The organism is Citrobacter sp. TBCS-15, from assembly GCF_005280815.1.
GTDB classification, from domain to species: Bacteria; Pseudomonadota; Gammaproteobacteria; order Enterobacterales; family Enterobacteriaceae; genus Citrobacter; species Citrobacter werkmanii.
This window is the reverse complement of the sequence record NZ_SZWK01000018.1, coordinates 94,450-115,718: the sequence shown is the minus strand read 5'-3', so window position 1 is coordinate 115,718 and position 21,269 is coordinate 94,450. Positions and strand designations below refer to the sequence as shown.

The following is a 21,269-nucleotide window of genomic DNA, read 5'->3' as shown; positions in this document are numbered from 1 at the left end:
ATCGCCTATAATTGCTACAACTACAATGCACCGCTTCACGGTGGAATTGTGGATAACGTGGGTCAGGATTGCGGGAAGTCATTGGCAATAGAGATGAATAAAGCCATGGCCGCTTCCCCAACCTCTGTGGATAACCTGTTCTTATAAATATGGAGTGATCATGACACCGCATGTGATGAAACGAGATGGCTGTAAAGTGCCGTTTAAATCAGAGCGCATCAAAGAAGCCATTCTGCGTGCAGCTAAAGCAGCGGGAGTCGATGACGCAGATTACTGTGCCACCGTCGCAGAAGTCGTTAGTAGCCTGATGAATGAGCGCAGCCAGGTCGATATCAACGAGATCCAGACAGCGGTAGAAAACCAGCTGATGTCTGGCCCGTACAAACAACTCGCCCGTGCGTACATCGAATATCGCCACGACCGTGATATCCAGCGTGAAAAACGTGGCCGTCTGAACCAGGAAATTCGTGGTCTGGTTGAGCAAACCAATTCTGCTCTGCTGAACGAAAACGCCAACAAAGACAGTAAAGTGATCCCGACCCAGCGCGACCTGCTGGCCGGTATCGTCGCCAAACACTATGCGCGCCAACACCTGCTGCCGCGTGATGTAGTCCAGGCGCACGAGCGTGGTGATATTCACTATCACGATCTCGACTACTCGCCGTTCTTCCCGATGTTTAACTGCATGCTGATCGACCTGAAAGGCATGCTGACGCAGGGCTTTAAGATGGGTAACGCGGAGATTGAACCGCCAAAATCCATCTCTACCGCGACCGCCGTGACCGCGCAAATTATCGCGCAGGTTGCCAGCCATATTTATGGCGGTACCACCATTAACCGTATTGACGAGGTTCTCGCGCCGTTCGTGACCGAGAGCTTTAATAAACATCGTAAAACCGCTGAAGAATGGCAGATCCCGGACGCCGACGGTTATGCCCATTCCCGTACCGAGAAAGAGTGCTACGACGCATTCCAGTCCCTCGAATATGAAGTGAACACCCTGCATACCGCCAACGGTCAGACGCCGTTCGTCACCTTTGGTTTTGGCCTGGGAACCAGTTGGGAATCGCGTTTGATTCAGCAGTCTATTCTGCGTAACCGCATTGCTGGCCTGGGTAAAAACCGTAAAACCGCGGTGTTCCCGAAACTGGTGTTCGCGATTCGCGATGGTCTGAACCACAAGTTTGGCGATCCGAACTACGATATCAAGCAGCTGGCGCTGGAGTGCGCGAGCAAGCGTATGTATCCGGACATCCTGAACTACGATCAGGTGGTCAAAGTCACTGGTTCGTTCAAAACACCAATGGGCTGCCGCAGCTTCCTCGGCGTGTGGGAAAACGAGAACGGTGAACAGGTTCACGATGGTCGCAACAACCTCGGCGTTATCAGCCTCAATCTGCCGCGTATCGCGCTGGAAGCCCATGGCGATGAAGCCACCTTCTGGAAACTGCTCGACGACCGTCTGGTGCTGGCGCGTAAAGCACTGATGACCCGTATCGCGCGTCTGGAAGGCGTAAAAGCCCGCGTTGCACCCATTCTGTATATGGAAGGTGCCTGCGGCGTGCGTCTGAAAGCGGACGATGACGTGTCTGAAATCTTTAAAAACGGTCGCGCATCTATCTCTCTGGGCTACATCGGTATTCACGAAACCATCAACGCGCTGTTTGGCGACAAGCATGTGTATGACAGCGAGCAGCTGCGCGCCAAAGGTATCGCCATTGTGGAACGTCTGCGTCAGGCGGTCGATCAATGGAAAGATGAGACTGGCTACGGCTTTAGCCTGTACAGCACGCCGAGTGAAAACCTGTGTGACCGCTTCTGCCGTCTGGATACCGCCGAGTTTGGCGTGGTGCCGGGCGTAACCGACAAAGGTTACTATACCAACAGCTTCCACCTCGACGTGGAGAAGAAGGTGAACCCGTACGATAAGATCGATTTCGAAGCGCCATATCCGCCGCTGGCGAGCGGGGGCTTCATTTGCTACGGCGAATACCCGAATATTCAGCACAACCTGAAAGCGCTGGAAGATGTTTGGGATTACAGCTATCAGCACGTGCCGTATTACGGAACCAACACGCCAATCGATGAGTGCTACGAGTGCGGCTTTACCGGTGAGTTCGAGTGTACCAGCAAAGGCTTCACCTGCCCGAAATGTGGTAACCACGACGCCGCGCGCGTGTCGGTCACCCGTCGCGTGTGCGGTTATTTAGGCAGCCCGGACGCACGTCCGTTTAACGCCGGCAAACAGGAAGAAGTGAAGCGCCGCGTTAAGCATTTAGGCAATGGGCAGATCGGTTAATATCCGTTTGCAAAGGCCGTAGGCCTGATAAGACGCAATCGCGTCGTCATCAGGCATCACAATGTTGCCGGATGCGGTGCAAGCACCTTATCCGGCCTACATGCTTTCTGGACACCCGCTATGCGCTACCATCAATACTATCCCGTCGACATCGTTAACGGCCCAGGAACCCGCTGTACCCTGTTTGTTTCCGGGTGCGTGCACGAATGCCCCGGTTGCTATAACAAAAGCACCTGGCGGCTCAATTCCGGCGAACCGTTTACCAAAGAGATGGAAGATAAGATCATTGCCGATCTGAACGACACGCGAATTCACCGTCAGGGGATCTCGCTGTCGGGCGGCGATCCGCTGCATCCGCAAAACGTGCCGGATATTCTGCAACTGGTACAGCGTATTCACGCTGAGTGTCCGGGGAAAGATATCTGGGTGTGGACCGGCTACAAGCTCGATGAACTCAACGCCGCACAGATGCAGGTGGTCGATCTCATCAACGTGCTGGTCGATGGTAAATTTGTGCAGGACCTGAAAGACCCGGCGCTTATCTGGCGCGGTAGCAGCAACCAGGTCGTGCATCATTTGCGTTGATCGCTAAAGCCGTTTGTTTGCATCGTGATAGACGGCTGAATGTTCTCGCTTGCCGACCGCGACAACAAACACAATCACAACTGCATCCCGAACCTGGTACACCAGACGATAGCCGGACGATTTAAGCTTAATTTTATAGCAGTCAGGAAGACCGTTTAAACGGGCAGAGTCAATTCTGGGGTTCAATAGCACATCAGCCAACTTTTTCTTAAGCTGAGCCTTCACCGTATCGCCCAGCTTATGCCACTCTTTTAAGGCCCTCGGGTCGAATTCCAGTTCATAAGTCATCCAGACGAACCTTGATTCCCTTTTGCGGACTAGACAGCCTCTCCCGAACTGTCTGAATCAGTGCATCTTCACTGTCGCTAAGAGTGACAGTTTTCACTGGCATGCGCCCCGTTTCCGCGACGTACTGGAACAGTAATCGCACGGCTTCCGTTGGAGTAATGTTCAGTTTTTCCAGCACGGCATAAGCCTCATTTTTGAGTTTGTCATCCAGACGGACGTTCAGCGTGGCCATTATGCCTCCAGTAGAATCGAATGTGTAATGCAGTTTAGCATTACATTCGCATTACATCGAATTCTGGATAACACCTCTCAAAAACGACTCACGCACTCCATCGCGACCGTTTTGAACTCGGTGAAATTCCGGCACGCGCAGAGCCGCGTCATGGCGCGTTCGCGCAGGAAAGTGACGAAAATATCGTAGATAGCCATCGCTTCTTCGTATTCGCTTTTGCTGATGGCGAGCAGGAAGATCACGTGCGCCGTTTCATCGCCCCAGGCAATTCCCTGCGGGGCGAGGATGGTGTAGACCACCGTTTTCTTTGCCAACAGACCGAGGGAGTGCGGCAGGGCGATGCCGTCACCCAGCATAGTGCTGACGATGGCCTCACGCTCGACAACCGAATCAAGAAACTCCGCATCGACAAAGCCTTCATCCTGCAACTGACGGCATAATGTATTGAACAACGTTTGTTGATCCATTGGGCCATCGATAATGCGGAAATGGGCGGCATCGAAAAATTTGTTCAGCATCCACGGACGGGTTCTGTCGACCAGCACCAGTTTGCCAATCTGCTCCAGTTGATAATCGGTAGGGAACGGCGCAATCATCACCACAGGCTTATCTTTTTCTCCGATTCGCGCGGTCGAAATCACGAAGTCTTCGCTGATGCTTTCCCGATGTTCGTAGTCGCGCAGCGTCACGGTATCGACGATTTCTATCTGCGGATATTTACGCGCCAGCACTGCTTCAATCATCCGCGCCATCGCATTTCCGGCATCGCATACCAGCAGAACTTTCGGTTGCCTTTGATAACCAATGTTGTAACTACGCTCCAGCCCAACACCGATATGCAGGACGAGGAAACCAATCTCATTTTCACTGATGGTGTACGGCGTATATTTGCCCCATCCCGAGACGGCGGCCAGCGTCATATCCCATGCCATCGGATAGTGCTGTTTAATATTTTCCAGCAGCGGATTAGGGATCATTATCTGGTAGCGCACCCGGGTGATCATCGTTTTAATATGCGTCAGCAGGTCGGCATGTAACTGTTTGTCATTCAACAGGTTGTAATTGTACTGGCTGTTGATAAACCGCAGGATGTAATTAACCAGCGCTTCGTCATCATCCGCATTAATAGCACTGGGGGCGATCTCCTGAACCTGACGGGCGGCAATATGCACCTGCAGCCAGTTCTCTTCAGAAATGGAGAGCGGTTTATCCGCCAACCGATGCAATACCGCCGCGATTTCCCGCGTGGCCAGGCATACAGATTGATCGGCTTCCTCTGCGGCAAATTCCGGTAGCGGATACCCTTCGCTAATCCGCCGTACTGCCACCGCGCAGTACAAACGCAAAAACAGCTCGCCCTCATCGGTCAGGCGGATATGGAAACGGGAAAAAATGTCCTGCAAAACGGGTTGCAGTTGCTCAGGGATCCCGGCGTTCAATGCTTCTTCGGTCACCAATGGGTGCTGCGGATCCTGCTGTGCCAGCATCCACAGCAGATCGGTCAAACAGGCGCGGATCGCCATCTCGCTGCCGAACAGCTTCATGCCATGACGGGGGCGCGTTTCCAGCGTCAGGTGATAACGTTGCAGATGCTCGCGCACCTCAGCCATATCGTTTTGCAGCGTCGCGCGGCTGATAAACCATTCATCAGCCAAATCTTCCAGCTTCAGCGAAAAGGCCGACGTCAGAAAGCGAGCTATCAGCCAGTGAACCCGTTCCTGGCTGGTGCGTGGGATACGCAGCAACGTGTCGGGCTGCTGCGTCTGCAGGGCATGAAAACTTGCCGGATCGTCAATTTTGAGCTGATAACCGTTACCCCGGCAGAGGACAAACTGCGCGCCATACTGGGTGAGCAGTGCGTTTAACGCGGTGATGTCCGCCCGTACGGTGCGTGTGGAAACCGACAACCGCTGCGCCAGCTCGTCCTGTGGAAGCGCTTCGTTTTGCAACATGCCAAATAGCTGCGCTAAACGTTGGTTGGGGAATCGCACGTCAGTTTCCTCATCAGTCAATTAGCCTACGCAGGCCCGGGTCATCGCCATCAGTTGGCGTACGTCGTCCGGACGGGTATTACCACTCACCTTATCAATAATCGAACTATAGATGTGAGGAATGATTTTGCTCACTCCGGCATCGAGGGCGATCTGCAGGATTTCACTGAAATTATCCAGATCGATCCCGCCCGTTGGCTCCAGCCAGAAGTCATGACGCGCGCAGGCCTGGGCGACCGCGATGTATTCGTCACGGCATTGCAGGCCGCCCATCGGGAAGTATTTAATTGAGCTGCCGCCCATATCTTTGAGCAGCGCAATGGCGGTTTCTACCGGCACAATGCCGTCCGGTGCTTTGCTGCTTAGCGGACCGGTGGAAATCTTTACCAGCCCCGGCGTACCGGTTGGTGAAACCAGACCGTTGACCACCGTGTCCTGCTGGCCCAGCAGCGCACGACTGGTCGCCACGCCGGTAAAGACCTGATTGACATGCTGGGGCTGCACCTGACGGGAAATTTCACTGACCATCGCCGACTGGTTAGGATCGCCCGCCCCCAGCCCCACGGAGAGCGCATTGTCGATAAGCGCCGCGTATTCACGCATATCCGTTACCGCGCTTGCGACATCCGGGTAATTTTTTGACAATACGCCAACCAGCACGTGCCCTTCCGCCGCCTCGTAAATCTCCTGGGCATTTTCTTTGGAGCCTGCCAGTACGTTCAGGCAGACGCGGTCGCGATAAAAGTTAGGGATCAGTTTCATGCTTTTTTCTCCTGCGAAATCACTTCACCAATTCGACGGGCCACAATCTCCAGCTGCGCGCGATCGACGCTGCGCACATCGGCTTCGATAATGCCTTCGTTGGCTTTGTAACCACGGAAGTAAATCGCGTACTCCCCTTGCTTCAGCGCGTCGACCAGTTCGCCAGTGGCGATCCCGGTTACCGCTTCGTCAAACTTAATTTCCGTACGCGCGATGTCGCGCCCTGCACTGTCCCACACCACGCGGGCGCTTACGCCGTGAAGCTGATTCAAGTTATTAATAAACGGCGTCATTTTCTCGACCATTTCCGCACCGCTCTCTTTCTGCGCGTTGAGGTACAGTTCAATAGCGCAGGTCAGGCCAAGTATTCCCTCTTTACCCACCTTCATTGCCCGGCCAATACCTGCCGTTTGACGCTTCACCCACTCAACGTATTGAGTTTTACCGATCACCAGACCGCTGGTTGGCCCTTCAATTGCCTTCGCACCGCTATAGATAACGAGATCTGCGCCCACGCGGTAGTAGCACTGCAAATCTTCTTCCGCCGCCGCGTCCACAATCAGCGGTAGATTATGCGTGCGCGCCACCACCGCAGCCTGCTCCACGCTGAGCATACTTTTCTGTACGCAGTGGTGAGATTTGATATACAGAATGGCCGCGGTGCGCGGTGTGATGGCTGCCGCTAACTGCGCTGCGGAACATTCGTTGGCATAACCGGCTTCTACGACCTTGCCGCCGCCAAGCGCTACCATGGTGCCCACCGGCGCGCCAAAGTTGACGTTGTGGCCTCTGGGCAACACGATTTCGTTGTTGTCGATGGGCGTGACGTGCAGGTTCTCCAGCAGCCAGTCGCTGTCTTTAACCAGCACAGCCGCGACCGACTGGGCGATCCCAGCCGAAGCGCAGGAGACAACGGTTGCCCCTTCCACTTCCAGCAATTTCGCGATGTAGTCACCAGTTTTATTCACCAGGTCTTTCATCTCAAAATATTGGTTCATCCCGGCCATCGCGGCCTCAACCACTTCGGGTCGCGGCGTAGACACACCGAGTGCCGTCATGCGACCTGATGTGTTAATCACCTGTTTTAATTTGTATTTCTCAAAAATCGAAGGCATGTTCCGCGCTCCCTTGTTCGGTCATATAGCCCTTGCCCGCACGTATTGCGGCAAGCGGCACCAGCAGTTGTTCAGCCTGCAGGCTGTCGTTTTCTGCATCTACCAGCACGGTTGGCTGGCGCTTAAGCGTAAAGAGGGTTAAATCGGCATCCAGACCGACCTGCAGTCGCCCCTTCTGTTTCAGGCGCAGACCATCGGCAGCATGGGCGGTAACGCATTCAATGACCTGCGGAAGCGACATGCCAATGGCGAGGAATTTCGACATCACATTCGCCAGGGAATGCACCGGGCCGCTGATACGGTTACGACAGTAAATATCGGAGCTGATGGTGTGCGGCAAAATGCCCAGGCTGATGGCGCGTTTCGCCACTGCAAAGCTCAGGCTGGCGGTGCCATGCCCAACATCCAGACGCACCCCGCGTGAAATCGCCCGCGTCACTGACGCCCGCAGCTCGCCTTGCGGCGTCAGAATGCGATTCGGCTTACCGTTGTAGCAGTGGGTAATGATGTCGCCTGCGCTCAGGCGCTCGGCGATCTCATCCAGATCCGGCGGGTTGTTGCCGATGTGCACCATCAGCGGCAGGCCACCGTTCTGCGCCTGCATCGCTTTGGCGCGCTCCAGCGGCGTGATGCCGTTAACCCCTACCACGCTGCTGCTCATGCGCGCCTTCAGGCCGACGATAAAGTCCGGGTGACGTTTCACCGCCTGCCGCACCGCATCGGCGTCAATATTGGCCATGTTAGCCAGCTCGTTTTGGGCGATCAGCCCAACGCGTGAAACATTCAGCAGCGCATAAACCTCGGTGGCCGCATCACGAGTCAGCGTATAAAAATCGTCAATATCATCAGCGCCTGTGCTACCGGCATCCACCACGGTGGTAACGCCAGTGGCAACACCCACACTGTCCGGTTCGTCATGGTAAATCGGCGATTTCGGGTAGCAGTGAACGTGAGAATCAATCCAGCCCGCGCTAACGTAACATTCGCCGCGCAGGTCAATGGTTTTCAGCGCCGGACCATCAACGTCACCCAACGCCGCGATTTTGCCACCCTGAAGGGCAATATTAGTCAGCGTGTCATCGACCAGACGCGCATGGCGCAGGAGTAAGTCAAACATCGTTCTCTCCTTTGCCGGATGGCGGCGTAACCGCTTTATCCGGCCTACAAATCAACCGTTAGCTAATGGCAATCGGGAAGATGGAACCGAGGATCATCGCGCCGAGAATCGCCCCGCCGGTGATCGGTTTTTGCCAGATATAAAACAGCAGCGCACCCAGCAGTGAACCGACGCCAATCGGAATGGAGGCCGTCATCGCACTGAGGATAATCAAGGGACCGAGGAAGCGGCCAGAAGCGTTACCGGCCCCCATCATCACGTCCGCTCCGTAGGTTGAGTCGCTCTGATTGATGGTGAACTTACGCGCCAGAATGATGATGTAGCCAATCGCCAGACCAATCACCAGGCCGGTGACCAACGAGGCAGCGAAGTTGGCGACCGGGAAGATAATGCCCGCGCCCAGCAGCAGCGCCGGAACGCCTAACCCGACCCCGGTCTGGATCGCCCCGCCGATATCCAGAATCCCCACCAGCGAACCTTCAATGATGCGGGCAAACAGGAAGCTGGCGCCAAATGCCGCTACCGCCCCGTAGGAGCCGGTGTCCATTCCCGCTTTCAACATCGCCACGAACGCCACTTCGTTGAATGCGCCGATACCGTACAGGTAGTACATGTGCGTTCCGGCAAACACGCCGGATGAGAGCAGACCAACGAAGATCGGGAACGACCAGTCGGCGAACCAAAAACCTTTATTCTGTTCCATGATGGCCTCCGTTATTTACCGCTGAGCGAGTTGTGGATAAGTTCCAACCAGTCAGGCACGGTCAGATGGAAGGATTCGATCATCTTCATATCGAAGCCGCGGAAGAAGCCGCTCAGGACGAACAGCGCGACGATAGCCACCATCATCACTTTCGTCACGTGGTTCCAGCCGCTCTCTTCAACACCTTTGCCGATCAAAATGCCAAGCACCAGACCCGGGACGGCGTTGCCCATAATTAACTGCGCCGCGCCGCCAAAAACGGTAGCCCAGAAGCCGGATTTCTTGCCGGCATCAATCGCCGCCAGCCAGAAGATCACTGGCATCACGGTGTTGACCAGCAGGTTTGCCGCGGGCACCAGCACCTTAACGGCAGTAACCTGTAGCGCTTCCGGTACGGATGACGCGGTGAGGTTCAGGAAGGTCACGACAATCATGCCGATAACACCGCAGGCAATCGCCATGCGCTTAGGATCATGCAGCGTTTCACCAACGTTGCGATTTTTAATCATCAGCGCGGCGGCACCCCAGTTGGGGATGATGCGATGGTCGACGTCCTGCGTGAACGCCCCTGCGGCAACGGAAGAAGCCCAGGCGTTAAAGAAAAAGCCCAGGCCGAACGAGAAGTGAGAAGCCGGATCCCCTTCACAGGAATTCAGTTCTCCCAGAGTACGAAACGCGCCCATCCCTTGAGTGGTCGGCGCATGAAACATGCGTGCAGCCCCAGCGCCGACACCGACGCCAACCAGGCCGCCGATGATGAGCGATTTTATTAATATTATCAGGAACATAATTATGCCTTTTAATAAAGAATCAGCGTTGCGTAACGAAATCCACCTTGTCGAGATTGATGGCAGTCACGTTGACGGTCACGTCCAGCTCCACGCTGAAGGTGCGTCTTTCCCGGCGCAGGAAGAGGAACAAAAACGCCTCTTTGCGCACCGTTTCACGCGCTTGAACAACCTGCACATCCTGTGGCTCAATACGCAGTAAGATATGCGGGGACGCTTTCATCACCGCAGCCTGAACGTGGTTCAGAGCATCGGCAAAGGCGCGCGCTTTGGCCTCCCCCTTGCCCGTGACTCTCACCGTGGTGGTGAATTGCTCTTTCATGCTTAAGCGCCGTATTTCTTTTGCCACGCCTGTACCAGGCGCTCACCGAGTTCTTCTTTGTCCATAAAACCGAACCCCAGCACGTTGCAGCCTTCATTGATGGCGGTTACCCCTTCATCGACCGAGCGCATACCATATTTCGCCTTGTAGCCATATTTGGTTTGCGCGGTAATCGCGCCCGCCCCGCCGCTGCCGCAAAACGAGATGCCAAAGGTGGCGTTTTCCGCTTTCATCACATCGCCCAGCTTCATATCTGCCGCCACACCCGGCACCACGACCGCTCGGCCACCCGCTTTCTCAACGCCTGCCGCCACTTTCTGGCCTTTACCCAGACGATCGCCAATCACTACGGTAATTTGTTCCATCTTTTGCTCCTTACAGGTTGTCTTTCGCGACTTCGAAGTGCACCGACAGCAGCCAGGCCTCTTCCTCAGGAAGATTGCCAAACTCAGCGACCACGTCGCGGGCAAGCGCCATTGATTCGGCAGATATTTCATCGAACAAGCTGGCATCGACTTCTGGTAAGGGTTCACCCGTTACCGAGCGGTGCGCCATGGCGCGAACATGCGACGTCAGCATCTGTTCCTGTACGGCGTTGGGAATAATGTGGCGTTCACGCAGCAAGGCATACACCTGCGCCAGCATGCGGTCGGCCAGTTCAACCGATTCCCCCATGTCATTCATTACAGCTCCGTTATTCACTCGTCTTACCCCACTAATGGCTCTGAGGGTAAATTAGCGGTGGGGGTTAAAAGTTTGTAGCGAGTTGTTTTCCACTTCGAAGTGGAAAGAGGCGCAGCGATAGTGATCTATGCCGCAGAAAAGGCGATATTTGCGCTTTAGTGGCGGGAAATTGTGACGGGTATCGCAAGAGATGAGCAGAAAACAGCCGGTTCGGCGAATGATTTCCCTAACTCTAAAGTTGAAAAAATGTGACGGGGATAGCCTTTGGCGTCTTATCCGGCCTACGATTATGCAGGCCGGATAGAGCAGATTAACGGAACTTCTTGTGGTTTTCGTTGCGTGTTTTTTTCAGGTCTTCCGCAACGGCTTTCGCCTCTTTGACTTTACCTTCGTTCGCCAGCTTCAACGCGCCGTCGATCTGACCGATCAGCGTGTCAAAGCCGTGGCGGAAATCCTTCATCTCCGGGCTGTCCGGGGATTTGTTTTCCAGCTTCGGCGGCGTTCCCTTTTGCGCGTCCAGCGCGGCTGCACGCATTTTGGTTAAAGCGTCTTTCAGCTCAGTCGCATTATCCGTTTTTTCGACGATTTTCAGGTTGTCGTTGAGGATCCCCATATCGTCTTCAAGATCGGCTGCAAATGCAGAAGAACCAAGAACCAGCGTTGAAGCTGCGACGATCGCTAACAGGTGTTTACGCATTGCTCACTTCCTTTTTTATTATTCAAAAATAAACAAACGCCAGATACCCTCAATAATTCACGCCACAGCTTGAAGTATGACGGGTATTATTGCCCGGCGATCTTCATCTCCGGCAACAGGACTGAACCACACTGAATATTACTGCGCGTTTCAATATCGTTGCCGACGGTGACGATATTACGCCACATCTCTTTTAAGTTGCCGGCGATGGTAATTTCACTCACCGGGTACTGAATTTCGCCGTTTTCGACCCAGAAGCCCGCCGCGCCACGCGAGTAATCGCCGGTAATGCCGCTTACGCCCTGCCCCATCAGCTCAGTCACCACCAGGCCCGTGCCCATCTCTTTGAGCATCTGCTCGAAGCTTAGACCTTGTCCAGGAATACGCCAGTTGTGAATCCCGCCCGCATGACCGGTGCTCTTCAGCCCCAGCTTACGGGCAGAGTAGTTGGTCAGCAGCCACTGGGTCAAAATGCCGTCTTTAACAATGTCACGGCGCTCTGTGCGTACGCCTTCGCTGTCAAATGGCGAGGAGGCCAGCCCTTTCAGGAGATGTGGATGCTCTTCAATGGTCAACCATTCCGGCAGAATTTGTTTGCCCAGCGAGTCCAGCAGGAAGGTGGATTTGCGATATACGGAGCCACCAGCAATCGCGCCGACCAGGTGTCCGAACAGTCCGGTCGCCACTTCATTGGCGAAAATGACCGGCGCTTTCATGGTGGAAAGCTTACGCGGAGACAGGCGAGATAAGGTACGGCGCGCGCAGTCTGCCCCTACCCATTCCGGCGTTTGCAGATCGCCCATCGCCCGGCCAATGGTGTAAGCGTAATCACGCTCCATATCGCCATTTTCTTCCGCGATCACACAGCTGGAAAGGGAATGACGCGTGGAGCAGTAGCCCTGCAGCATGCCATGGCTGTTGCCAAACACTTTGATGCCATAGTGGCTGTTAAAACTGCCGCCTTCGGTATTGGTGATACGCTTATCAGCCTGCAGCGCCGCTTGTTCAGCACGAGCAGCCAGTTCGATGGCTTCATCAGGGGAAACGTCCGCGGGGTGGAACAGGTCCAAATCGGGCGCATCAAAGGCCAGCAGTTCTTTATCTGCCACGCCCGCGCACGGATCCGGCGAAGTGTAGCGTGCAATATCCAGCGCGGCCTGGACGGTACGGGCAATCGCCTGCGGACTTAAATCGGTGGAGGATGCGCTGCCCTTACGGTTCTGGTGATAAACCGTAATCCCCAGCGCGCCATCGCTATTGAATTCTACGTTCTCCACTTCACCATAACGGGTGCTGACGCTAATACCCGTGGTCTTGCTAACAGCGACTTCCGCGCCATCCGACTTACCTGACGCTAATTCCAGAGCCGTCGAGACCGCTTCTTCCAGAATCTTACGCTGCGCTTCAACTTGTGAGATTACTTTCATCGCAAATGCCATAATGTAGAGAGAGTTTCTCTGAAGTCTAACAGAGAACCGTTTTTCAGTGCGCATCTTAACTGGTAACATTAGCCTCTTTTTTTTAAGGAGCCTGACATGACTAAGCAGCCCGAAGACTGGCTCGACGACGTTCCCGGTGATGACATCGAAGACGAAGACGATGAAATTATCTGGGTCAGTAAAAGTGAAATAAAACGTGACGCCGAGGAGTTAAAACGCCTGGGTGTGGAACTGGTAGAACTGGGGAAAAACGCGCTGGATAAAATCCCGCTCGACGCGGATTTACGTGCCGCCATTGAGCTGGCCCAGCGCATTAAGATGGAAGGTCGCCGCCGCCAGCTGCAGCTGATTGGCAAAATGTTGCGCCAGCGCGATGTTGATCCTATCCGTCAGGCGCTGGACAAGCTGAAAAACCGCCACAACCAGCAGGTCGTTGTCTTCCATAAGCTGGAGCAACTGCGTGACCGTATGGTTGACGGTAGCGATGAAGCCATCGAAGAAGTGATGAACCTGTGGCCTGATGCCGATCGTCAGCAACTGCGTTCGCTGGTGCGTAACGCCAGGAAAGAAAAAGCGGGCAACAAGCCGCCGAAATCAGCGCGTCAGATTTTCCAGTACCTGCGTGAACTGGCGGAAAACGAGGCGTAACCTCTTCGTCTGCCGAAAGTGCCGGATGGCGGTACAAACACCTTATCCGGCCTACAACGCATCGTAGGCCCGGTAAGCATAGCGCCACCGGGCATTTTTTTACTCTTCTTCTGCCTGAGCTTTCTTCGCCAGGCCATCCAGCAGTTTCTGATGAATGCCGCCAAACCCGCCGTTGCTCATCACCAGGATGTGATCGCCTGGCTGTGCGGTTTTCACCACCATATCTGCCAGCGCATCCACATCGCCGCTCCAGTGCGCAGGCTGTACGCAGGCTTCAGCGACTTCTGCTACCTGCCACGGAATGTGCGGCGGTTGCAGCAGGAACACTTCGTCCGCACGACCTAACGATGGCGCCAGGTCATCTTTGCACAGGCCCATTTTCATGGTGTTCGAGCGAGGTTCCAGGACCGCGATAATGCGCGCAGTGCCGCCCACTTTACCGCGCAGTGCAGCAAGCGTTGCCAGAATCGCCGTCGGGTGATGAGCAAAATCGTCATACACCGTCACGCCGTTCGCTTCGCCGCGCAGTTCAAGACGACGACGGGCGTTGATGAATGAGCCCAGCGCATTCGCCGCGTCGGCAGGCACTACGCCAACATGACGGGCAGCCGCAATCGCCATCAGACCGTTGTGCATGTTATGTTCGCCAACCAGCCCCCACTTCACTACGCCAACGTTTTCACCGTCCAGCCACACTTCCCACTCGGAGGCATCGGTAGTGAGTTTTTTCGCCTGCCAGTGGCCTTGTTCGCCCACCAGCTCTTGTTCGCTCCAGCAGCCCATCGCCATCGTCTGTTTCAGATTGATGTCGTTTTCCGGGTAGATGATGCGTCCCTGGCCCGGCACGATACGCACCAGGTGATGGAACTGTTTCTGAATAGCTTTCAGATCGTCAAAGATGTCCGCGTGATCGAACTCAAGATTGTTGAGGATCAGCGTGCGCGGGCAGTAATGCACGAATTTAGAACGCTTATCGAAGAAGGCGCAGTCGTACTCATCCGCCTCAATCACGAAGAAGTCGCTTTCGCCCAGACGCGCAGAAACCTCAAAGTTGCCCGGAACGCCACCGATCACAAAGCCTGGCTTATAGCCGCAGGCTTCAAGGATCCAGGTCGCCATTCCGGCAGTGGTGGTTTTGCCGTGCGTCCCCGCAACCGCCAGTACCCAGCGATCGCGCAAGACAAAGTCATGCAGCCACTGCGGGCCAGACATGTACGGAATGTTCTTCTCAAGCACCGCTTCCACGCAGGGATTACCACGGGTCATGGCGTTGCCAATGATCACCAGGTCCGGCTGCGGGTCGAGCTGGCTGGCATCGTACCCCTGAATCAAATCAATGCCTTGCTTCTCAAGTAAGGTACTCATCGGCGGATACACATTGGCGTCCGAACCGGTTACTTCATGACCAAGCGAGCGCGCGAGCATCGCCAGACCGCCCATGAAAGTGCCACAAATTCCCAAAATATGAATGCGCATACGTCACTATCCTTTTTTAATCTGGGGGCCATTTTACGCACATGTCCGGCAAGTGAGAAACGCATTTCAGGATATTCCGTAGTTTGCTGGCGCGATTCACCTAAGCGCAACAATGGAAATATTTGTTAATATTGTTGCGGTCGCTTTACTCCACATAAATTGCAGGGAAAGTGTTATGAAAACGTTAGGTGAATTTATTGTCGAAAAGCAGCACGAGTTTTCTCATGCTACCGGTGAACTCACTGCTTTGTTGTCGGCAATAAAGCTGGGCGCCAAGATCATCCACCGCGATATCAACAAGGCCGGTCTGGTCGATATCCTGGGTGCCAGCGGTGCTGAGAACGTGCAGGGAGAGGTTCAGCAGAAACTCGATCTGTTCGCGAACGAAAAACTGAAAGCTGCACTGAAGGCGCGCGACATTGTGGCGGGCATCGCCTCGGAAGAAGAAGATGAAATCGTCGTCTTCGAAGGCTGCGAACACGCAAAATATGTTGTGCTAATGGATCCGCTGGATGGCTCATCCAACATCGATGTTAACGTCTCTGTCGGTACGATTTTCTCTATTTATCGCCGCGTAACCCCAGTCGGCACACCGGTTACGGAAGAGGATTTCCTGCAGCCGGGCAACAAGCAGGTTGCTGCGGGCTACGTTGTTTATGGTTCTTCCACCATGCTGGTATATACCACCGGCTGTGGCGTACACGCTTTTACCTACGATCCTTCTCTGGGCGTATTCTGCCTCAGCCAGGAACGTATGCGCTTCCCGGCGAAAGGCAGCACGTACTCCATTAACGAAGGCAACTACATCAAATTCCCGAATGGCGTGAAGAAGTACATTAAATTCTGTCAGGAAGAAGATAAGTCAACCCAGCGCCCGTACACCTCGCGCTACATTGGCTCTCTGGTTGCGGATTTCCATCGCAATCTGCTCAAAGGCGGGATCTACCTGTACCCAAGCACCGCCAGCCACCCGCAAGGGAAACTGCGTCTGCTGTACGAATGCAACCCGATGGCCTTCCTGGCCGAACAGGCGGGCGGCAAAGCCAGCGATGGTAAAGAGCGTATTCTGGATATCATTCCGGAAAGCCTGCACCAGCGCCGCTCCTTCTTCGTGGGCAACGACCATATGGTTGAAGATGTAGAACGCTTTATCCGCGAGTTCCCGGACGCGTAATTGTCTTGATCGTACGGACGTAGGCCGGATAAAACGCGCAGCGTTGCCATCCGGCAATTCATTGACTGATGGCGGCTTCGCCTTATCAGGCCTACGTTCGGTTACACTGTCTGTAGCTTAAACGCCGCCATCGCCTCCAGCAGCGCATGTGACTGCTCTTCCAACGAGCGGGTAGCCGCTGAAGACTGCTGTACCAGTGCCGCATTTTGCTGCGCCGTTTCATCCATCTGCATCACCGCGATATTCACCTGCTCTATGCCGCGACTCTGTTCCTGGGACGCGCTGGCGATTTCACGCATCAGCTTAGTCATGCGCATCACTTCAGTGGCAATTTCATCCATGGTTTCACCCGCCTGCTGCGCCAGTTCGCTGCCTTCACCGACGTGGGTGTGCGAATCGCTGATTAACGCGCGGATCTCTTTTGCCGCTTCGGCGCTGCGGCTGGCCAGATTACGTACTTCACCTGCGACAACCGCAAAACCCCGTCCTTGCTCACCGGCCCGCGCCGCTTCAACGGAGGCATTGAGCGCCAGAATATTGGTCTGAAATGCAATGCCGTCAATCACGCTAAGAATGTCGGCAATGCGGCTGGAACTGCCGGCAATATCGCGCATTTTCTCGATCACATAGCACACCATCTCGCTGCCGCGATCGGCGGTATCCGATACCGATTTTGCCAACTGGTGCGCCTGTTCGGCGTTGTCCGCATTCTGTTTCACGGTTGCCGTTAACTCCTCCATGCTGGCGGCGGTTTGTTCCAGCGACGTGGCTGTCGATTCAGTGCGCTGCGCCAGATGCTGGTTCCCGGCCGTCAGTTCACGACTGCCAATATCAATTTGCGAGCTGGCATCACGCACGCGTTGCACCGAGTCGCCCAGCGCATGACGCATGTCATCCATCGCTGCGTTCAGGCGGTTGAATTCGGCGCTGGCCGACAGCGCAGCAACCGACGATAAATCTCCCGTCGCCAGACGTTCCAGCTGTTCAACAATATTATCCAGCGGTTTGAGAAACTTATTTCGCAGCATAAACCAAATAACCGCCAGCAATGCGATGGCCGCCAGCATCGCTGCACTCATAATACCGTGATAAATCAATGAAGTAATAATGCGGGTAGAGGCGTATAGCCCCATTCCGCCGGTCAGCAAAAGAAGAAACGCCAGCAGAGACAATAACACCAACAAACTTGATCGAATTGAAAGGGATTTTGGCATTGTTATATTTCCGGTTGTAGGGTTAAAACAGACCTGTACAGAACCTATCGACTACAACCGGAAAAAGTTTAGCTATTTAAATGTCTTGTGAAAAATCATGATGTTACTTTGGTGTTGTCGCCGTGCTTACGCGGGTGACCGGCGAGCTTTGACGATTTTCCCAAAGCACCGTGAGACCGCGTTGTAAGGCAATAAAAATAAACAATAAAATACCAATCGCGATCTTGGTCCACCAGGAACTTAATGTGCCGTCAAAATTAATATAGGTCTGGATCAGCCCCTGAATAGCCACGCCAAACAAGGTGCCTAAAACCGTACCCACTCCGCCGCTCAACAGCGTACCGCCAATCACGACTGAGGCAATCGCATCCAGCTCGACACCGACGCCCGCCAGCGCATAGCCGGCCTGGGTGTAAATGGAAAAAACAATGCCAGCCAGCGTAGCCAAACCGGTAGACAACATATAAATACGGATGGTGGTGCTGCGAGTGGAGATCCCCATCAAGTTAGCAGAGGTGGCGTTGCCGCCAATCGCATAAACCTGATTACCGAACCGCGTACGGTGCGCCAGAAAGATGCCGATGACCACCACCACCAGCATCAGCAATCCCATCGCGCTCAGACGGCCGCCGCCGGGGATTTTCCATGCCAGGCTGGAGAGCATGTCATAAACCGGATGGTTAATTGGGATCGACTCTTCAGAAACCAGATAGCTAACGCCGCGCAAAAAGAACATTCCCGCCAGGGTAATGATAAACGCCGGGATCTTCAGCGCATCAATCAGCAATCCCATAAACGCGCCAAACGCGCAGCCCATCAGCAAAATCAGCGGGAACGCCAGTAACGGAGAAATACCCCAGTAGCCAATCGCCTTTGCCAGAAATACGCCGGTAAAGGCGATTACCGAGCCAACGGAAAGGTCGATCCCGCCAGAGAGGATTACGAAGGTCATGCCGACGGCAATAATCCCTAAAAAAGCGTTATCGGTCAGGATATTGCAAATCACCCGGGTGGAAGCAAAAGCCGGAAATTGCGTCAAGCAGTAGAGGTAGCCCAGCGCAAACACGCCGAGGGTGATCATCAGCGGTAAATTACGTTTTATCATGACCACGCACTCCTTTTATCAGGCTGATAAAGCGTTGTGACTGCACAACCAGCACACACAACACCACGACGGCTTTGACCACCTGATTCAGTTCCGGCTGGAAGCCCGACAGTAAAATCCCGGTGTTCATTCCCTGAATAATTAACGCGCCGATCACCGACAGCAGCAGGTTAAAACGCCCGCCCATCAACGAGCCGCCGCCAATGACCACCGCCAGAATAGCGTCCAGCTCCAGCCATAATCCGGCGTTATTCGCATCCGCGCCGCGAATATCCGCCGTGACAATGATCCCGGCGATAGCGGCACACAGGCCGCTCAGTACATAGGTGAGCATCACAATAATGCGGGTGTTGACCCCGGCGTTTTTCGCCGCACGAATGTTGATACCCACCGCTTCAATAAACATGCCCAGCGCCGTTTTACGTGTCAGCAGCCAGAACACCACCAGCGTCAGTAGCGCAATAATCACCGGCGTGGGGAACAGTAACAGCGAGCCGCTGCCAAGCCAGGAAAGCTCAGGTGAGTTGAAGGTGACGATCTGCCCGGAGGTGATCAACTGCGCCACTCCGCGCCCGGCGACCATCAGGATCAGCGTGGCGACGAACGGTTGGATCTTGAGGATGGCCACCAGAATTCCGTTCCACAATCCCGCCAGAATGCCAGAGCCTAAGGCGGCAAGCAGCACCACCGGCAGGCTGTGCCCGGCCACCGTCATCGCAGCGGTCGTCGCCCCGGCAATGGCCATCACGGCGCCAACGGAAAGATCAATGCCACCAGTGGCAATCACCAGCGTCATACCAATCGCCAACAGCGCCACGGGTGCAGCGCGGTTGAGAATATCAATCGGGCTACCGAACAGCCGACCATCCTGCAAAATCACCTGATAGAAGTGCGGCGCAACCAGACTGTCCACCAGCAGTACCAGCAACAACGCTACCAGCTGTGGCATCCCCTTGGGCCAATGAAACCGTCGTTTAGGCGGATTGGATTGAGGGAGAGATTGAGGCATCACCATAGTCTCCTTAGGCCGCAATGGCGTTCATGATCGCCGGGACGGACAATTCAGCCAGTGGGATCTCGGCCACCTGTTTGCGATCGCGCATAATAATGACCCGATCGGCATAGCCCACCAGTTCTTCCAGTTCCGATGAGATAACCAGCAGGGCCAAACCATCGGCGCACAACGTTTCGATCAGGCGGATGATCTCGGCATGCGCGCCGACATCGATCCCGCGCGTGGGTTCATCGAGGATCAGAAACTGCGGTTTGGTCAGTAACCAGCGCGACAACAAGACTTTTTGCTGATTGCCGCCGGAGAGAAATTCGATCGGCTGTTCAGCGTTAGGGGTGCGAATACCAAGCTGGCGAATAAAGCGCTCGGCAATCTCGTTTTGTTCTTTACGGGGAATTGGGCGCAACCAGCCGCGCTGCGCCTGCAACGCCAGAATGATGTTTTCGCGTACCGAGGCGGCGGCGATTATGCCATCCGTTTTGCGATCCTCCGGGCAAAAACCGATCCCCAGGCACGAAGCCTGATGCGGCGATCGCAAGGTCTGCGGTTTACCTTTGATCAGTGCGCTGCCGCTGTCGGCGGGTTTAATGCCAAAGATCACTTCCGCGGTTTCCGTCCGCCCGGATCCCAGTAGTCCGGCAAGACCGACGATCTCACCTGGACGCACCTGCAGATCGAACGGCGCGATGGTGCCTTTCTTGCCAAAGCCGCTAAACGCCGCCACCGGTTTATCGCTCAGCAACGTGCGGCCCGCACGTTGTAGCGCATGGGTATCCAGTTCGCGACCCAGCATCATTTTGACCAGTTCGATCTGTGGCAGCTCGCGAGTTTCACGACAGCCCACAAAGCCACCGTTACGCAGGACGGTGATGCGATCGCTGACCTGATAAACCTGATCGAGGAAATGGGTGACGAAGATCAGACTGACGCCGCGATCGCGCAGATGCCCCATCAGGCCGAACAGCATTTCAACTTCCTGGGTATCGAGGCTGGCGGTAGGTTCATCGAGGATCAGCACCTTCGCAGAGAGATCGATCGCCCGGCAAATGGCGACGATCTGCTGCATTGCCACGGAAAAGCGGTTCAGAGGCTCGCGCACATCAAGAGAAAAACCGTACGACGCCATCAGCTCCGTCGCGCGCTTTTCCATCTGTTTACGCTGCAACAGGCCAAAGCGTCGCGGTTCGCGGCCAATAAACAAATTATCCGCTACCGACATATTGGGCAGCAGGTTCACTTCCTGGTACACGGTGCCAATCCCCAGTTGCTGGGCATGGGCAGTATTTTTGGGGGAGACTGGTTGGCCTTCGAGCCAAATCGTGCCGCGATCGGCATGATAAACACCGGTCAACGCTTTGATCAGCGTCGATTTCCCCGCCCCGTTTTCGCCGAGCAATGCCATGATCTCGCCGCGTCGCAGGCTGAAATCCACGTTATCCAGCGCTTTGACGCCGGGAAAGAATTTGCTTAAGCCCTCTGTACGGAGGATTTCCTGGTATTGGTCGGTGGTCATGGTTCCCCCTGCATCACGCCGGATGGCGCTACGCTTATCCGGCCTACAAAAGAGCTTAATGTAGGCCGGATAAGCGTAGCGCCATCCGGCCTACAAAAGAGCTTA

Annotated in this window: 22 protein-coding genes; 4 read left to right on the top strand and 18 right to left on the bottom strand. The window is 54.8% G+C overall.

Features of this window, described 5'->3' with window-relative positions; genetic code table 11:
• The first annotated feature begins 160 nt into the window (after positions 1-160).
• Both nrdD and nrdG read left to right on the top strand, forming a co-directional pair.
• Positions 161-2,299 carry an anaerobic ribonucleoside-triphosphate reductase gene (gene nrdD, locus FDW96_RS00700; RefSeq protein WP_038636715.1) on the top strand — a complete coding sequence of 713 codons (2,139 nt, stop codon included), beginning with the start codon at positions 161-163 and terminating at the stop codon, positions 2,297-2,299.
• Between the two features lie 120 nt (positions 2,300-2,419).
• Positions 2,420-2,884: an anaerobic ribonucleoside-triphosphate reductase-activating protein gene (gene nrdG, locus FDW96_RS00695; protein WP_079225613.1), complete on the top strand. Its 465-nt coding sequence runs from the start codon at positions 2,420-2,422 to the stop codon at positions 2,882-2,884.
• Positions 2,885-2,887: 3 nt separating this feature from the next.
• Here nrdG and FDW96_RS00690 read toward each other — a convergent pair whose 3' ends face one another.
• The 13 genes from FDW96_RS00690 to pmbA all read right to left on the bottom strand — a co-directional run bounded on the left by FDW96_RS00690 (position 2,888) and on the right by pmbA (position 13,022).
• Positions 2,888-3,172 carry a type II toxin-antitoxin system RelE/ParE family toxin gene (locus FDW96_RS00690; RefSeq protein ID WP_137365050.1) on the bottom strand — a complete coding sequence of 95 codons (285 nt, stop codon included), beginning with the start codon at positions 3,170-3,172 and terminating at the stop codon, positions 2,888-2,890.
• Positions 3,162-3,404, bottom strand: coding sequence for a type II toxin-antitoxin system RelB/DinJ family antitoxin (locus FDW96_RS00685; RefSeq protein ID WP_137365049.1), 243 nt, complete (start codon positions 3,402-3,404; stop codon positions 3,162-3,164). The genes FDW96_RS00690 and FDW96_RS00685 overlap by 11 nt, the downstream gene beginning before the upstream one ends.
• A gap of 77 nt (positions 3,405-3,481) precedes the next feature.
• Complete coding sequence (locus tag FDW96_RS00680) at positions 3,482-5,395, bottom strand: BglG family transcription antiterminator (protein ID WP_137365048.1); 1,914 nt, start codon at positions 5,393-5,395, stop codon at positions 3,482-3,484.
• A 21-nt stretch (positions 5,396-5,416) separates the two neighbouring features.
• The gene (locus tag FDW96_RS00675) at positions 5,417-6,157 is read right to left on the bottom strand and encodes a KDGP aldolase family protein (protein WP_042312737.1); all 741 of its coding nucleotides are present in this window, start codon (positions 6,155-6,157) and stop codon (positions 5,417-5,419) included.
• Positions 6,154-7,272 carry a DgaE family pyridoxal phosphate-dependent ammonia lyase gene (locus FDW96_RS00670; protein ID WP_061382749.1) on the bottom strand — a complete coding sequence of 373 codons (1,119 nt, stop codon included), beginning with the start codon at positions 7,270-7,272 and terminating at the stop codon, positions 6,154-6,156. The genes FDW96_RS00675 and FDW96_RS00670 overlap by 4 nt, the downstream gene beginning before the upstream one ends.
• A complete protein-coding gene (locus tag FDW96_RS00665; RefSeq protein ID WP_137365047.1) occupies positions 7,256-8,389 on the bottom strand; it encodes an amidohydrolase/deacetylase family metallohydrolase in 1,134 nt (377 codons plus the stop codon). Before FDW96_RS00665 ends, FDW96_RS00670 begins: the two co-directional genes overlap by 17 nt.
• A gap of 58 nt (positions 8,390-8,447) precedes the next feature.
• Positions 8,448-9,092 (bottom strand): DUF4310 family protein, encoded by a 645-nt coding sequence (locus FDW96_RS00660; RefSeq protein WP_038636652.1) that lies wholly within the window; start codon positions 9,090-9,092, stop codon positions 8,448-8,450.
• 11 nt (positions 9,093-9,103) lie between these two features.
• Positions 9,104-9,880 carry a DUF4311 domain-containing protein gene (locus FDW96_RS00655; RefSeq protein WP_006686375.1) on the bottom strand — a complete coding sequence of 259 codons (777 nt, stop codon included), beginning with the start codon at positions 9,878-9,880 and terminating at the stop codon, positions 9,104-9,106.
• Positions 9,881-9,902: 22 nt separating this feature from the next.
• On the bottom strand, positions 9,903-10,202 hold the full coding sequence (locus tag FDW96_RS00650; protein ID WP_038636649.1) for a DUF4312 family protein: 300 nt from the start codon (positions 10,200-10,202) through the stop codon (positions 9,903-9,905).
• Between the two features lie 2 nt (positions 10,203-10,204).
• The gene (locus FDW96_RS00645) at positions 10,205-10,567 is read right to left on the bottom strand and encodes an SFCGS family glycine-rich protein (RefSeq protein WP_008786042.1); all 363 of its coding nucleotides are present in this window, start codon (positions 10,565-10,567) and stop codon (positions 10,205-10,207) included.
• Positions 10,568-10,577: 10 nt separating this feature from the next.
• On the bottom strand, positions 10,578-10,886 hold the full coding sequence (locus FDW96_RS00640) for a PRD domain-containing protein (protein ID WP_016151467.1): 309 nt from the start codon (positions 10,884-10,886) through the stop codon (positions 10,578-10,580).
• A gap of 310 nt (positions 10,887-11,196) precedes the next feature.
• Positions 11,197-11,583 carry a cytochrome b562 gene (cybC, locus tag FDW96_RS00635; protein WP_061382747.1) on the bottom strand — a complete coding sequence of 129 codons (387 nt, stop codon included), beginning with the start codon at positions 11,581-11,583 and terminating at the stop codon, positions 11,197-11,199.
• Between the two features lie 86 nt (positions 11,584-11,669).
• Positions 11,670-13,022: a metalloprotease PmbA gene (pmbA, locus tag FDW96_RS00630; protein ID WP_137365046.1), complete on the bottom strand. Its 1,353-nt coding sequence runs from the start codon at positions 13,020-13,022 to the stop codon at positions 11,670-11,672.
• Positions 13,023-13,118: 96 nt separating this feature from the next.
• On the opposite strand from pmbA, the gene yjgA reads away from it, so the two are divergent.
• On the top strand, positions 13,119-13,670 hold the full coding sequence (gene yjgA / locus FDW96_RS00625; protein WP_038636638.1) for a ribosome biogenesis factor YjgA: 552 nt from the start codon (positions 13,119-13,121) through the stop codon (positions 13,668-13,670).
• Between the two features lie 99 nt (positions 13,671-13,769).
• Here the strand turns inward: yjgA and mpl are convergent, their stop codons facing one another.
• Positions 13,770-15,146: a UDP-N-acetylmuramate:L-alanyl-gamma-D-glutamyl-meso-diaminopimelate ligase gene (gene mpl / locus FDW96_RS00620; RefSeq protein WP_016151460.1), complete on the bottom strand. Its 1,377-nt coding sequence runs from the start codon at positions 15,144-15,146 to the stop codon at positions 13,770-13,772.
• Positions 15,147-15,321: 175 nt separating this feature from the next.
• Here mpl and fbp point away from each other — a divergent pair, with 175 nt between their 5' ends.
• Positions 15,322-16,320 (top strand): class 1 fructose-bisphosphatase, encoded by a 999-nt coding sequence (fbp, locus tag FDW96_RS00615; protein WP_042312748.1) that lies wholly within the window; start codon positions 15,322-15,324, stop codon positions 16,318-16,320.
• A gap of 101 nt (positions 16,321-16,421) precedes the next feature.
• On the opposite strand, the gene FDW96_RS00610 is transcribed toward fbp, so the two are convergent.
• The 4 genes from FDW96_RS00610 to ytfR form a co-directional block, all read right to left on the bottom strand.
• Positions 16,422-17,534, bottom strand: coding sequence for a methyl-accepting chemotaxis protein (locus FDW96_RS00610; protein ID WP_081953364.1), 1,113 nt, complete (start codon positions 17,532-17,534; stop codon positions 16,422-16,424).
• A 103-nt stretch (positions 17,535-17,637) separates the two neighbouring features.
• Positions 17,638-18,639: a galactofuranose ABC transporter, permease protein YjfF gene (gene yjfF, locus FDW96_RS00605; RefSeq protein WP_061382746.1), complete on the bottom strand. Its 1,002-nt coding sequence runs from the start codon at positions 18,637-18,639 to the stop codon at positions 17,638-17,640.
• Positions 18,626-19,648 carry a galactofuranose ABC transporter, ATP-binding protein YtfT gene (ytfT, locus tag FDW96_RS00600; protein WP_042312868.1) on the bottom strand — a complete coding sequence of 341 codons (1,023 nt, stop codon included), beginning with the start codon at positions 19,646-19,648 and terminating at the stop codon, positions 18,626-18,628. The genes yjfF and ytfT overlap by 14 nt, the downstream gene beginning before the upstream one ends.
• A gap of 13 nt (positions 19,649-19,661) precedes the next feature.
• Positions 19,662-21,164 (bottom strand): galactofuranose ABC transporter, ATP-binding protein YtfR, encoded by a 1,503-nt coding sequence (ytfR, locus tag FDW96_RS00595; protein WP_137365045.1) that lies wholly within the window; start codon positions 21,162-21,164, stop codon positions 19,662-19,664.
• Positions 21,165-21,269: the final 105 nt, after the last annotated feature.